The sequence below is a fragment of the Rhizobium sp. 01N447_2 genome, from assembly GCF_056399245.1.
This window is the reverse complement of the sequence record NZ_JBFTQY010000117.1, coordinates 1-13,014: the sequence shown is the minus strand read 5'-3', so window position 1 is coordinate 13,014 and position 13,014 is coordinate 1. Positions and strand designations below refer to the sequence as shown.

General features: G+C 56.7%; 16 protein-coding genes and 1 pseudogene. 15 read left to right on the top strand and 2 right to left on the bottom strand.

The window, feature by feature from the left end; all coding sequences use genetic code 11:
* The 7 genes from AC1ECN_RS36870 to AC1ECN_RS36840 form a co-directional block, all read left to right on the top strand.
* Positions 1 to 186, top strand: a 186-nt coding sequence (locus tag AC1ECN_RS36870; protein ID WP_477955826.1) for a hypothetical protein, incomplete at its 5' end; no start/stop codon positions are given.
* A gap of 71 nt (positions 187 to 257) precedes the next feature.
* On the top strand, positions 258 to 509 hold the full coding sequence (locus AC1ECN_RS36865) for a DUF1344 domain-containing protein (RefSeq protein WP_130726397.1): 252 nt from the start codon (positions 258 to 260) through the stop codon (positions 507 to 509).
* Between the two features lie 247 nt (positions 510 to 756).
* Positions 757 to 1,161, top strand: a complete 405-nt coding sequence (locus tag AC1ECN_RS36860; RefSeq protein ID WP_130726396.1) for a hypothetical protein — start codon at positions 757 to 759, stop codon at positions 1,159 to 1,161.
* Between the two features lie 70 nt (positions 1,162 to 1,231).
* Positions 1,232 to 2,077 (top strand): COG4705 family protein, encoded by an 846-nt coding sequence (locus tag AC1ECN_RS36855; RefSeq protein ID WP_130726395.1) that lies wholly within the window; start codon positions 1,232 to 1,234, stop codon positions 2,075 to 2,077.
* Between the two features lie 195 nt (positions 2,078 to 2,272).
* Positions 2,273 to 2,824 (top strand): phosphatase PAP2 family protein, encoded by a 552-nt coding sequence (locus tag AC1ECN_RS36850; RefSeq protein WP_130726394.1) that lies wholly within the window; start codon positions 2,273 to 2,275, stop codon positions 2,822 to 2,824.
* A 357-nt stretch (positions 2,825 to 3,181) separates the two neighbouring features.
* Positions 3,182 to 3,400, top strand: a complete 219-nt coding sequence (locus AC1ECN_RS36845; RefSeq protein WP_130726393.1) for a nuclear transport factor 2 family protein — start codon at positions 3,182 to 3,184, stop codon at positions 3,398 to 3,400.
* A gap of 243 nt (positions 3,401 to 3,643) precedes the next feature.
* A complete protein-coding gene (locus AC1ECN_RS36840; RefSeq protein WP_130713737.1) occupies positions 3,644 to 4,027 on the top strand; it encodes a nuclear transport factor 2 family protein in 384 nt (127 codons plus the stop codon).
* 125 nt (positions 4,028 to 4,152) lie between these two features.
* Here the strand turns inward: AC1ECN_RS36840 and AC1ECN_RS36835 are convergent, their stop codons facing one another.
* Positions 4,153 to 4,371, bottom strand: coding sequence for a helix-turn-helix domain-containing protein (locus AC1ECN_RS36835; RefSeq protein ID WP_024323264.1), 219 nt, complete (start codon positions 4,369 to 4,371; stop codon positions 4,153 to 4,155).
* A 105-nt stretch (positions 4,372 to 4,476) separates the two neighbouring features.
* On the opposite strand from AC1ECN_RS36835, the gene AC1ECN_RS36830 reads away from it, so the two are divergent.
* Entirely contained in the window at positions 4,477 to 5,367 is an 891-nt protein-coding gene (locus AC1ECN_RS36830) for a LysR family transcriptional regulator (protein WP_477955823.1), read from the top strand.
* 255 nt (positions 5,368 to 5,622) lie between these two features.
* On the opposite strand, the gene AC1ECN_RS36825 is transcribed toward AC1ECN_RS36830, so the two are convergent.
* Positions 5,623 to 6,687: a LacI family DNA-binding transcriptional regulator gene (locus tag AC1ECN_RS36825; protein WP_130658078.1), complete on the bottom strand. Its 1,065-nt coding sequence runs from the start codon at positions 6,685 to 6,687 to the stop codon at positions 5,623 to 5,625.
* Positions 6,688 to 6,744: 57 nt separating this feature from the next.
* Between AC1ECN_RS36825 and AC1ECN_RS36820 the strand changes: the two genes are divergently transcribed.
* From AC1ECN_RS36820 to AC1ECN_RS36790, 7 genes and pseudogenes are all read left to right on the top strand, one after another.
* The gene (locus tag AC1ECN_RS36820) at positions 6,745 to 8,097 is read left to right on the top strand and encodes an ABC transporter substrate-binding protein (RefSeq protein WP_197726628.1); all 1,353 of its coding nucleotides are present in this window, start codon (positions 6,745 to 6,747) and stop codon (positions 8,095 to 8,097) included.
* 3 nt (positions 8,098 to 8,100) lie between these two features.
* On the top strand, positions 8,101 to 9,012 hold the full coding sequence (locus AC1ECN_RS36815) for a carbohydrate ABC transporter permease (RefSeq protein WP_245484800.1): 912 nt from the start codon (positions 8,101 to 8,103) through the stop codon (positions 9,010 to 9,012).
* A complete protein-coding gene (locus AC1ECN_RS36810) occupies positions 9,012 to 9,842 on the top strand; it encodes a carbohydrate ABC transporter permease (RefSeq protein ID WP_130726408.1) in 831 nt (276 codons plus the stop codon). The genes AC1ECN_RS36815 and AC1ECN_RS36810 overlap by 1 nt, the downstream gene beginning before the upstream one ends.
* Before the next feature lie 11 nt (positions 9,843 to 9,853).
* A complete protein-coding gene (locus AC1ECN_RS36805) occupies positions 9,854 to 10,927 on the top strand; it encodes a Gfo/Idh/MocA family protein (RefSeq protein WP_130658076.1) in 1,074 nt (357 codons plus the stop codon).
* Between the two features lie 7 nt (positions 10,928 to 10,934).
* Positions 10,935 to 12,017 (top strand): ABC transporter ATP-binding protein, encoded by a 1,083-nt coding sequence (locus AC1ECN_RS36800; RefSeq protein ID WP_130726407.1) that lies wholly within the window; start codon positions 10,935 to 10,937, stop codon positions 12,015 to 12,017.
* Positions 12,014 to 12,772 carry a sugar phosphate isomerase/epimerase family protein gene (locus AC1ECN_RS36795; RefSeq protein WP_130726406.1) on the top strand — a complete coding sequence of 253 codons (759 nt, stop codon included), beginning with the start codon at positions 12,014 to 12,016 and terminating at the stop codon, positions 12,770 to 12,772. Before AC1ECN_RS36800 ends, AC1ECN_RS36795 begins: the two co-directional genes overlap by 4 nt.
* Before the next feature lie 79 nt (positions 12,773 to 12,851).
* Positions 12,852 to 13,014: pseudogene (locus AC1ECN_RS36790) on the top strand (sugar phosphate isomerase/epimerase); the annotation flags it as partial.

Here is a 13,014-nt window from a genome sequence, read left to right as displayed (position 1 = left end):
CTCATAGCCTATGTGCTCGTCAAGCTGCTGACCGGGGTATTCGACCCGCCACCCGAGGCGCTTTCGTTGCCTTGGGGTTATCTCGCTGCCCTCGTCATCACCGCAACCAGCGCTGCCCTCCTCGCCGCGACGAGCGAAGCGATGCGCAGCCGGGTACACGTCACCGAGAAGTTGAGAGGCGAATAAGCATCGGCCGCGCCGGCGCTGCCTTGCGAAAAATTCTACAGATTGGGGCTGAAACCAGGAAGGAGAAAGTAGTGAAACCACAAATGCTTATGGCCGCAATACTGGCGCTGGCACTGATGGGCACGGCATTCGCTGCCCAGACGTCCGGCACGATCACCGCGATCAGCAAGAAGGCCGATACGATCACGTTGTCGGACGGCAAGAACTATACCCTGCCCGAAGGGATCGAAGATACCAACCTTCGCGTCGGTGAGAAGGTTCAGCTAACCTTCGCGATCAAGGACGGCAAGGCGGTCGTCTCTCACCTGACCCCGGAGAAGTGAGGCTTGCGGCGGCCGGCGACAACCTGGCCGCCGCTTTCGCGCGCGATTGCGACCGATTGATAACGTGTCGGGCCCACACCGGCATCTGCGCTAATTCTCCGCTAATAGTCTCTGCGTAGTTATGTCGGTCAAAGCAAGCGCCAATGGGAAGGCGGCGAGCGTGCCGGGGGCGTCCGCGAGGCGCAGTCGATCACCGCCGAAGGACGATGCAGGCGTGACGCGTTTCCAGAAGTTGAGGGATTTTCGAATGAGACAGATTTTTCTCGCCATTGCGCTCATTATTGCTCCGGTGACGGCTTTCACGGGTTTTGAACTCTATGCCAACAATGCGCCCGCCAAAACGAAGGACCTAGGTGATCTCGCATCGTTCAAGACCATCGTTGCCGACGTTCAGGCCCTCGCTTCCAAGGGTGATCTGACGGCGGCCGCAAAGCGGATTACGGACTACGAGACGGCATGGGATCAGGCCGAAAGCGCAATCCGTCCGCTGAATCCGAACGACTGGCACAACATCGACGCTGCCTCCGATGCTGCGCTCAAGGCGCTACGCCAATCGGCCCCGTCGGCCGACATCGTCAACATGACGCTAGCCACCCTTATGGCGGTTCTCAATCGTCCGGCCCAGCCATCCCAGCCGACGGCAAACCGTTGATCCGCGCCCTTCGCACCGCCCGCGCCGCTTAACCGCGAGACGTTTCATCGCCCATTCAAGGATACTCGCAATGCCCGCTAAGACAGAAACCGCCAAAGCTGTTGTCTGCAATCGCGTTCCTCGTGTCACGGCCGACTTCTGGCTCATCAAACTGATGGCCGTCACCATGGGCGAAACGGCGGCCGATTATCTCAACATGCAAATGGGCCTGGGACTGACGGCGACATCGCTGATCATGTCGGCAATTCTCGCCGGCGCACTGGTCTGGCAATTTGCCCAGAAGAAGTATGTTCCTGCCACCTATTGGCTTTCGGTGGTGCTGATCAGCATCGTTGGCACGTTGATTACCGACAATCTGGTCGACAACTTCAATGTACCGCTGCTGAATACGACCATCGCATTCTCGATCGCCTTGGCGCTGACTTTCCTACTCTGGTTCCAGACAGAGCGTACGCTTTCAATCCACTCCATATTCACCAATCGACGCGAGGCCTTCTATTGGCTCGCCATTCTGTTCACCTTTGCGCTCGGCACGGCGGCGGGCGATCTGGTCGCCGAGAAGTTCGCGCTTGGATATTTGGCGACAGGTATCCTGTTCGGGATGATCATCTTGTCGTTCAGCATCGGCTATTTCTTCCTCGGTCTCGACCCAATACTCGGCTTCTGGCTGGTCTACATCCTGACCAGGCCTCTGGGAGCTTCGTTCGGCGATCTGATGTCTCAGCCCGCGCAATATGGCGGCCTAGGCCTCGGCACAATCATAACGAGTGCAATCTTCCTTGCCGCGATCGTCACGATCGTCGCCTTCATGAGCCGGCGGCACGGAGGCGACGAATTGGTCGTCGTCGGTCAAGATGGGAAGCTGCTGGCAGTGGGTGAAGGCAAAAAGCTGATTGCCGCCAACGACGAATTCTGAAGCGGTCGCCTCCGCATTTCKGGCATCACCGGCCCGGGGCGACATTCCTTGCGCCGTTTTCGCGGCTGTCACTCTTGCTGGAATGTTTTTCATCCGAGTGCAGGTGGAGATCTAACCAATATCTAAGCGTCAGTTGACTGATCCAGAATCGATGTAGAGCCTTCGGGGCTGCAAGGATTGAACTGGAGTGTGACAATGTATGAACTCGACGTAGCTGTAACACGCGCCATCAATGGATTAGCGGGACATAGCGCTGCGATCGACTACTTGATGGTCTGGGTCTCCGGTATCGGCGTCCCGGTCATGGTGACGGCGGTAGTCCTGCAATGGTGGCGCGGGTCTGATAGGACGCATATACGGCATGTCCTCGTGGCGGCAGGCTTCTCGTTCTTGCTGGGACTCGGTCTCAACCAACTCATTCTTCTCTTTATCCACCGGGCTCGTCCCTATGACAACGGCGTAACAGACCTGTTGATCGAACGGAGCGCCGACTTTTCGTTTCCCTCCGATCATGCGACGGCGACCTTTGCGATTGCGGCCGCTTTTCTCCTTCACGGCGCCCGACGCGCCGGATTTGCTTTCCTTGCGGCGGCCTGCCTTGTCACCTTCTCCCGCATCTATATCGGGACCCACTACGCCGGAGACGTCTTCGGCGGAGCACTGACGGGTGTCATCGCAGCACTCATAGTCCCTGCAATATATCGCGAAGGCACCAAAGCCGACCGCCTGATCACTCGAATCTTTTAGACTACCGGTAATGCTCGCGTCATTTCTCTCATCGGTGATCCATTGGCTGAGAGCGCATCCCACATCGGGGGCCGGCACGGTTGAGGACCGGGAAACCGACATGAAGCTCGAGGATAGAGAGCAGACCCCGCTTTGGGTGGGTTCGATCAGCGACGAGCGGATCTACAGCCCGTTATCTCTGGTTACAGCGGTCTCGACACAGCCTGACTTCACCGGGCCACGGGAAGCGCTGGCGCGATCGCTTCGGGAAGGACAAAGATCGGCTTCGACATCTTCCGTTTTGAAGATGGCAAGATCGTTGAGCATTGGGACAATTTGCAGGAGACTCCGGCTGATGCAAATCCGAGCGGGAACACCATGCTAGATGGCCCAACCAAGCCAACCGATCTCGCTAAGACCGAGGAAAACAAGACCCTCGTGCGCAGCTTCGTTGACGACATTCTCGTCAATGGCCACATGGGAAAGCTGACCGGCTATTTCGACGGCGACAACTATGTCCAGCACAACCCGCAGATTGCAAACGGCCTTTCCGGTCTCGGCGCTGCGCTCGAAGCCATGGCCGCTAATGGACCATGAAATACGACACCATCCATCAGATGCTGGGCGAGGGCAATTTGTGCTGACGGTCAGCGAAGGCACCTTCGGCGGTGCACCGACCGCCTTCTATGACCTGTTCCGTGTTGAGAATGGTAAGATCGCCGAACATTGGGACGTGACGAGACCATCCCGGCACAGGCCGACTGGAAGAACCAGAACGGCAAGTTTGGGTTCTGATATCAAGAGGGGCGCGAAAGCGTCCCTTTCTACATGGAGGACTGCATGACCGACTTAGACCGCAACAAAGCCAACGTGATCGCCTTCTATGAGCTGATGTTCAACGACTGCAAGCCGCGTGAGGCCATCGAGCTTTATGCCGGGGCTGACTACATCCAGCACAATCCTCATGTCGCAACTGGAAAGGCCGGGTTCATCGACTATTTCGAGCGCATGGCGCGGGAATGGCCGGGCAAGCGGGTTGACGTAAAACAGTCCATTGCCGAAGGTGACCGGGTTGTGCTGCACTGCTTCCAGCACTGGCCCAATGATCATGACTATGCCGGTATCGATATTTTCCGGCTCGATGATGACGGCAAGATCGTAGAGCATTGGGACGTGCTGCAGGTCATTCCCGAACACTCAGCCAATCCGAACGGCATGTTCTAGGCTGCTCTGATCCTTGTGCCGCAAGGCGTTCCATAAATTGGCGTTACGCCGCGAAAAGCCAACTTTCGCAGCAGGTTAGGGCGGCGATCGCGTTGAGAATACCAAGGTCGCCGCGCGGTTACTCGCTATTCCTTACCTGACTTTCTAAGTAGGTCAGCAGGTTCAACACCTAGCACGGCAGCCAGTCGATCTAGCACCTCGATACTTGGGCTGTAGACGCATCGTTCCAGCGAGCTGATGTAGGTACGATCGATGCCGGCACGATGAGCAAGCTCCTCCTGCGACAATTTCCTCGCCTGTCGAAGAGTTCTCAAATTTCGAGCGAAGGTCTCGCGTATCTCCATGATGACGAGAGAACCACTTGTAGAGTATTCCGCTACGGAGTATACTCTACAAAAGTGAGCGGTGGTCACGCCGGTGGTGCCCACGCCGCTTCATCGAAGGAACCCATGGAACTCCGYCAGCTCTCCTACTTCGTCGCGGTGGCCGAGGAACTGCATTTCGGCCGGGCGGCMGCCAAGGTSCGCATCGCCCAGCCGGCGYTKTCYAATCAYGTGCAGGCGCTGGAGCGCGAACTCGGTTGTGCGCTGTTCATCCGCTCGACCAGGCGGGTGGAACTGACMAGGGCAGGGGAGATCTTCYACGARCGCTGCGTCGGGATCCTGAGCGAGGTCGATCTKTCCGCCGAGATCACCAGGGCRGTGGCCGGCAAGACGATCCGGCAGATCAGGATCGGCACCGTCTATCCGGCGACCACCGGCGTGCTGCCGGCCTTTCTTGCAAAGATCGCCCGGAAGTATCCGGATATCCGCATCCATATATCAAGCGGCAACACCGGCGACATCATCCGCGGCCTGGAGAACGGCCAGATCAATCTCGGCTTCATCAGACCGGTGGAAAACATCGGCTCGTTGCGCTTCGCTTCGATCGCTCATGAGCGATATCTGCTGGCGGTCGCCAGGAGCAACCGGCTGGCGGAGCAGGCGGAGATTGCCATCGACGATCTGCGCGGGGAGAGGATCATCGCCTTCAAYCGCAAGAACCTCTCCTACACAGAGCGGTACTTCAACGAGAAGTTCGAGGAATACGATCTGACCCGCAACATCGCCTACAGCTGCGACGACACCTATTCGCTGGTGTCGCTGGTTTCGGCCGGCCTTGGCATCGGCTTTGCGCCGGAATGGACCGAGGGACTGCCGAACCGGGCCTTCGAGCTGAAGGCGGTCAGGGGCATCGACTTCAGGATCGGGCTGGGCGTTGCCTGGAATAAAGAGGATCCAACCGCCTCGCGCGACGACATCGTCGATATCGCCCGGTCACTGGCACGGCCGGCGAGGTAAGCGACCTGCGCCGCGGTTCAGCGGTGACGCGAGCGGCGTGACGCCGCCTCGCGGATTTGCCACGTCTGCCTTCATCAGACCCCCCCTGCGATTGCGGCCATCGCGTCCTGCCCCGGCTTTGGGTCCTGCCAGGCTCGCGCCTGGATGCAGTTGAACATCTTCTGGCACAGACACTTGCCGAAAATCTATCTGGGAACGAAGATGTGATCCTGCTGCAGACCGGGTTCGGTCGCTATTACAGCCGGCGTGAAGAACCTAAAAGCTTCCAGGGGCAGGTCCAATGGAATCCCGCAATACCAATGAAGTCGACACCGATCGCTCTCGAGTCTTCGCACTACTCGTATCTTGACCCACGGCCTCTTCAACAAATGCCATGACGGAATCGCCGATTGCCAGATAGGGCTGGGCGATCGAACTCAGAGCAGGCGATAGAAACTGGGCCATGCTGTCATCGTAGCCAATGACGGAGATGTCCGACGGCACCTTCAAGCCACGCTCGTACAAAACCTGAAGAATACCAGCAGCCAGGATATCTGATCCGGCGATGATTGCGGTGACGGCGCAACGGTGATCGTCCAGTAACATGGTTGCGAGCCGGCGGCCCGGGAGGATATCATTCGGAGATCGGGGAAAATATTCGCCGAGCACGACCGGGCAGTCTTGTTCGTCAAGTCCGTACAACGAGACCGCTTGTTGAAACGCTTCGGCTCGTCGTTGTTCGGCGTGGCCAGGACCGCCGTCCTTTAAGCCGGTCGCGCGCGCACCGATGAAGGCAACTCTTCTGTGGCCTTCATCGGCCAGGGTCTTAACCGCTGCACGCATCCCTGGGTCTGGATCAATTGCGACGAAATATGCCTGTTCGATATCGTGGCGCTCGACCTGAATGACCGGGATACCCGCCTGGATCAACGGCTGGATGTTCTTGTTTTCTAGTGCATGGCAAAGAATCGTCGCATCAACTCCATGCTCAAGGAACTGCTTTATCCCATTGACCTCCGCTTCAGGGGAGTAGCTGTGATTGACCGTCAGCATCGAGAAGCCGCGGTCGCTGGCAGCTGTGCGGATAGCGTGAGAAATGTGCGTGTAGAAAGGGTTTTCACGCGCCGAAGACAGCACCAGCCCAAGAGAATAGCTCCTTTGCATTCTTAATGAGCGAGCCTGCAGATTAGGGCGGTACCCYGTGCTCTCAACTGCTTCTAAAACGCGCTTACGGTTCTCGTCCGAGACATAACCTCTGTTGTGGATGACACGGGCCGCCGTTGTTGGCGAAACCTGGGCTTCTCTCGCCACGTCCGCCATTGTCGCCGTTTGGGAACGCATCTCATCTCCTTCGAAATCTTTGTAGTCTCACTTGCATTACTTATATCGATATGCAATGTGGTGACGTCACCACACGACGTTTTAATTGATTTTTGGCTGAGTAACCCCGATTTCGCCGCCTCGGAGGGCGGCGCGGGAAGATCAATGGGAGGAGATTCCGTGCGAAACTTTTTACGCATTCTACCGCTGGCCGCATTGCTTGCTGGAGCCGCTTCGAGCGCCCACGCTCAAGTCGAGCTAAACTTCTGGGACCAGGTTTGGGGACCGGGATCCTACTCACAGCGCGCCCAGCAGCTCGTCGACGACTTTAACAAAAGCCAGGATGACATCCACGTGACCTACCGGTCGGTGCCATGGGCGAACTGGTATGAAACTTACGTGACAGCGATCGCGTCGGGCTCCGCTCCTGACATTTCGACCGGCGCTGGATTTCAAGCAGTCCAGTTTTACAGCATGGACGCCATCTATCCGGTTGACGATCTCGTCAAGGAAATGGAAGCGAACGGCAGCGCAAAGGATTTTGCGCCAGGTACGCTGGAGGCAATGAAATACGACGGCCATTATGTGGCCTTGCCGTGGGCCATCGATCTTCGCGCGCTCTTCTACCGGAAAGACGTTCTCGAAGCGGCCGGGCAGAAGGTTCCAACCAATTGGGACGAATTTCTTGCGGTCAGCAAGGCGGTGACGAAAGACGGTATCTACGGCGTCGTTTCCTCAGGCGATGCGACAGGAATGCACTGGATATTGTCGGCGATGATCAACAACGGCGGGGGCCTGTTCGACGCAGACAGGAAGCCAAACCTCACGGGCGAAAAATCTCTTGCGGCGCTCAATTTTCTATCCAGCTTCGCGACCGAGAAAGTGCTTAACCCGGCGTCGGCCGGCTATACGAACGACGACGCGCTGGGAAGTTTCAACGGCGGAAAGGCCGCGTTTTACCTCTCGAGTCCGAGTACCGCAGACCAAGCAGGAAAAGAGAAGGACAAGGTCGGGGTCGTGCCGCCGCTCACATCCACTTCGGGAGAGAAGGGTACGATTGGCTGGATCAACAACATCATGGTCTACAAGCAGACCGAGCACCCGAAAGAAACCTTAAAATTCCTGCGTTGGTGGTCCGAAAACCAGAAGGTTCTTTGGACAGAGGGTAAGGCTGGAGGCATTCCGGCACGCGTCTCGTTCCAGCAAGATCCGTATTTCACTGAAAACGATCAAGTCAGCTTCGTGATCAAAAACTATCTGCCGATCGTCAAGCCGATGTCGGCTACCGCCGGTGGTACCTTTCCGCAGCTAAACGAGATCGACGGTGATGGTTTCATGATGAGCCTTGTTCAGAAGCTCTGGCAGGGTCAACCGGCGGGCGAGATCGTTACGCCTGCTCAGGAACATCTTCAAGAAATTATGGAACAGTAACCGATGACGGCCTCGCTCCTGAAGCGAACTGTCTGGCGCTCCAGCGCCAGACAGTTTCTGACCCCTGACCTGCGGATGACGTTGCTCTTGCTTCTCCCGTCCCTGATCCTGATGATCGTGGTTATTGGCTATCCGATGATCCAGGGATTTTGGTATAGCTTTACCAATGGCTCATTGCTCAAGGCCGGCAAGTTTGTCGGCCTGAGAAACTACGGCAAACTTCTGTCCGACCCGTCGTTCTGGCATGCGCTTCGCTTTTCACTCTACTTCGCCATTGCCAATATCATCGGTTGCTACAGCTTGGGACTTGGCCTGGCGCTTCTTCTGCAGAAGGATTTCCCAGGGCGCGGACTGTTTCGCGTTCTGCTTCTGTTGCCGTGGATCGTCCCGTCGCTCGTGGCAATCGTTTCGTGGCGGTGGATGATCAACGACGACAAGGCTCTCTTCAACCAGATCATCGTATTTTTCGGGGGAGACCCCGTGTACTTCCTGTCCAGCTCCAACTGGACCATCGCAATGGTCATTATCATCAAGATCTGGCGCTCGTTTCCATTCATGCTGCTATCGCTTCTGGCAGCGCTCCAGACAATCGACCGCACATTGTACGAAGCCGCAGATATTGACGGTGCAACGAAGTGGCAAAGCTTCCGGCATGTGACCATGCCGGCGATAAGCGGCATCTCTGTCGTCCTTTGCCTTCTCATGACGGTCTGGACAGTCAACGACTTCGATACACCTTGGCTCCTTGCTCAAGGAGGACCTGCGAACGCCACCGAAAATCTGGTTGTCCTTGCGTATCGTTTTACGTTCGCCCGTAACGATGTCGGCATGGGAGCGGCTGTTTCTTTCGTTACCCTCGCCATTTTGATGGTCATTTTCACTGTCGTCCTGCGTCTGCAAAGGGAGAAGCGCTGATGGCACGTAGACGAATGCATAAAAACTGGGCTCTGACCGGGACGATGACCTTGATTGCCGTGGTCATCAACCTGCCCATCATCCTTATGGCACTCAATTCGTTTCAACCGACCGAAGCAATTGTCGCAAGACTGACAATCATACCTCGCGATCCATCGCTGCAAAACTATCTGCTCCTCATGGAGGAGACACCATTTCTCAGCTATCTCAGGAACTCTGTCGTGACGGCGCTTGGTGCTACGGTATTTTCCCTGTTTTGCGCCGTCTTCGCGGGCTATGCACTCTCCCGATTCAAAAACCGCCTGCTGGATGTCTATTCTACCGGGTTGTTTGCAGTTCAGATGTTTCCGATCATCCTGGCTCTGATTCCACTGTTCCTGCTTTTCCGTCCCCTTGGGCTTATCGACACCCCTCTGTCTGTGATCATCGTATACGGAGTGATCAATCTGCCGTTCGTCACGTGGATGGCGCGAAGCTACTTTGACACCATCCCGCGGGAACTGGAGGAAGCAGCACTGATCGACGGCTGTGGTCACTTCGGCGCGTTTTTTCGGGTCGTGTTGCCACTTTCCGGGCCGGGGCTTGCTGCAGTTTCGATCTTTGCTTTCCTGCTCGCGTACAATGAGTTTTTTGTCGCGAACGTGTTCCTTCGCACTAAGGCCGCAATGACACTTCCTGTCGGCATACAGATGTTCCTGCAGCAATTCTCGACCGATTGGGGAAGCCTCACGGCCGCAGCATCCGTGACCATGCTTCCAACCCTCATCCTCTTTCTTTTCGTGCAGAAATTCATCACCCACGGCGCGATTGCTGGCGGCGTGAAGGGTTGATCGGAGTCATTATGTCAAAAATCATCAACGTCGGCATCATCGGGTGCGGCGAGGCCTCGCAGATCCTTCACATCCCGACGCTGCGCGAACTGTCCGACCGCTTTGCAATCACCGCTCTATGCGATCCCTCCCCAACTGTTCTCAAGGGCGTCGGCGCGGTCGTTCCGGGAGCGTCTCTCTACGATGACGGTTCGTCCCTGCTCGACGATCCTTCGGTTGACGCGGTACTTGTTGCCAACCCGAACACCTTCCACGCTCCGACGGCCATCGAAGCAATGCAGAAGGGTAAGCATGTCCTAATCGAAAAGCCGATGTGTATGACCTTGACAGAGGCCGATGCTCTTGCGGCCGCCGAGGCCGAAACTGGAATGACAGTTCAGATCGGCTACATGCGCCGTCACGCACCCGCCTTTGAGGATGCGGTCAAAATCGTCGCGGGTATAAGAGACCAGATCAACTTCGCGCGCGTCCACGCAATCATCGGACCCAATTCATCGTTCGTAGAGCCGACATCAAACGTGGTGCGAGGCGATGATATTCCCCAGTGGGTACTCGACAAAACCCGTGAAGACACCGACGCCAAACTTGTAGAGGCGATCGGAACCAGCGAACGTCCACGCGCACTGGTCTACAATCTCCTGCTGGGTCTTTCCTCACACGACGTTTCCGCGATGCGAGAGCTTATCGGTATGCCCAAGCGCGTCCTCCATGCTGGCTTCCGTCGGGAAGGCATGTTTATCACCGCAGCGTTCGACTACGGAGATTTTATCTGCCATTTCGAAACAGGCATTGACGCAATCGCTCGTTTTAATGCGCATCTTGAAGTGTACGCGCAGGATAAGATCGTCCGCATCGACTATGACACACCCTACATCCGACACCAGCCTGCGCGTCTGACCGTCACCACGCCAAACACGGCATTCGGCGTCACATCGTGCAGTGGCCACCAGACACGAGGCGATGCCTTTGTCGTGGAATGGAAACGTTTTCACGACGCCATCACTCTGGGGCTTCCCGCGAAGACGACGATTGCCGATGCGCGGCAAGATCTCGAAATCTTTCAACAGATGATGCAGGAGGTGTGAGGGCGCTATGGCAAACGTTTCAATAGACCACGTCACAAAATCTTACGGCGCGCTTCACGTGATGCATGGCGTCTCGCTCGACATTGAAGATGGCGAATTCATCATTCTCGTTGGTCCCTCCGGCTGTGGCAAGTCAACACTGCTGCGCATGGTCGCTGGCTTGGAGGAAATCACTACTGGCACCGTCTCGATCGGCGATAAGGTCGTCAACGACGCGCGACCAAAAGACCGAAACATAGCGATGGTATTCCAGTCCTACGCTCTTTATCCCCATAAAACCGTCGCCCAGAATATGGGTTTTGCTCTCATGCTGGCCGGCAGGCCGCAAAAAGAGATTGACGACCGGGTCGGGGCAGCAGCGGAGATACTCGATCTCGTCCCGCTTCTGGAACGCCTGCCGAAGCAGCTGTCCGGCGGCCAGCGTCAGCGAGTAGCCATGGGACGGGCGATCGTGCGCGATCCCGAAGTATTTCTGTTCGACGAGCCGCTGTCCAATCTCGACGCAAAGTTGCGTGTGCAGATGCGTACGGAAATCAAGGCGCTTCACCAGCGCCTCAAGACGACGACAATCTACGTCACGCACGATCAGGTCGAAGCGATGACCATGGCCGATCGGATCGTAATTATGAACGGTGGAAAAATCGAGCAGGTTGGGAAACCTCTCGACCTCTACGACAATCCAAACAGTCTTTTTGTCGCCGGGTTCCTGGGCTCGCCGTCCATGAATTTTATCAACGGTCGTGTCGAAGGCGGCCTATTTCACACCGAACGTGGATTGACGTTTGCTTTGCCGCCGGGCTTGGCAAGCGCGGCCGACGGTCGGCCGCTTGTTGCAGGTATCAGACCGGAGCACATCGAACTTGCCAGTGAAGGAAAGCCCGCGATGGATGCCACAGTCATAGTCGACGAGCCGACTGGGGCGGAGACCCAGATAGCCTTGCGACTTCAAGGCGAAGAAATCCTCGCGACGTTCCGCGATAGGTTGGCGGTCTCGGCAGGAGACACTTTGCCTGTCCATCTTCCCCTCGAAAGACTTTACCTTTTTGACAAGGCCACCGGCCTTCGCATCTCATCAGGAGACAAGCTATGAAGACACTTGTTCAACTTTATTCCGCGCGCAACTTCACGCCGTGGGACAGAATCCTCGATCAGGTCAAGTCATCCGCATACGACGGAGTAGAAGGCTTTTTCGCTAACTACGAAGACCCGGCTGCGTTTCGGAGGCTGCTCGATGAGCGCGGTCTCATTATGCCTCAGGGACACTTCGGCCTCGACCTTCTCGAAAGCAACTTCGAAAAGGCGATTTCGATTGCTCGCACGCTTGGCATCGACACTGTGATTGCGCCATGGCTTGCCCCTGAAGACCGGCCTGCCGACCTTGCAGGATGGAAGATATTAGCGGCAAGGCTGGACTTACTCGACCACAAAGTTCGAGGCGAAGGATTCGACTTCGCGTGGCACAATCACGATTTTGAGTTTGTACCGGTCGAAAATGGACTTATTCCAATGGACATTCTGCTCGACGCTGCGCCTGAGATGAATTGGGAAGCAGACCTCGGCTGGATCTTGAGAGCGGGCGGCGCTCCGTTGGATTGGCTCAGGGCTCGGGCAGACCGCGTCGTCGCGGTCCATCTCAAGGACGTCCAGCCCGACCACGCCACTGCCCTCGAAGACGGCTGGGCCGATCTTGGACATGGCGTGAGTGACTGGCGTCCGATCTTCGAGGAGTTCGAAAAACTTCCGTACCTCAAGGCTCATGTGGCTGAGCATGATAATCCCGTCGATTTGGATCGTTTCCTGCGTCGCTGGTCGCAAAGTTTCAAGACCCTCGCTTCCCAGACATAGCGTTCTGACCCTGTGAGCGAGCTTACAAAGCCGCTGCGTAGGTTGTGGCTCAAATACCATCCAAAACAGGATCAACGACATGAAGACGATCAGGGGCCCCGGCCTTTTCCTTGGCCAGTTCGCGGGCGATACTGCTCCTTTCAACTCGTGGGATGCGATCACCAAATGGGCGGCCGACATCGGTTACAAGGGCGTCCAGGTGCCGACCTGGGCCAGCCAGCTGATCGATCTGAAGAAGGCTG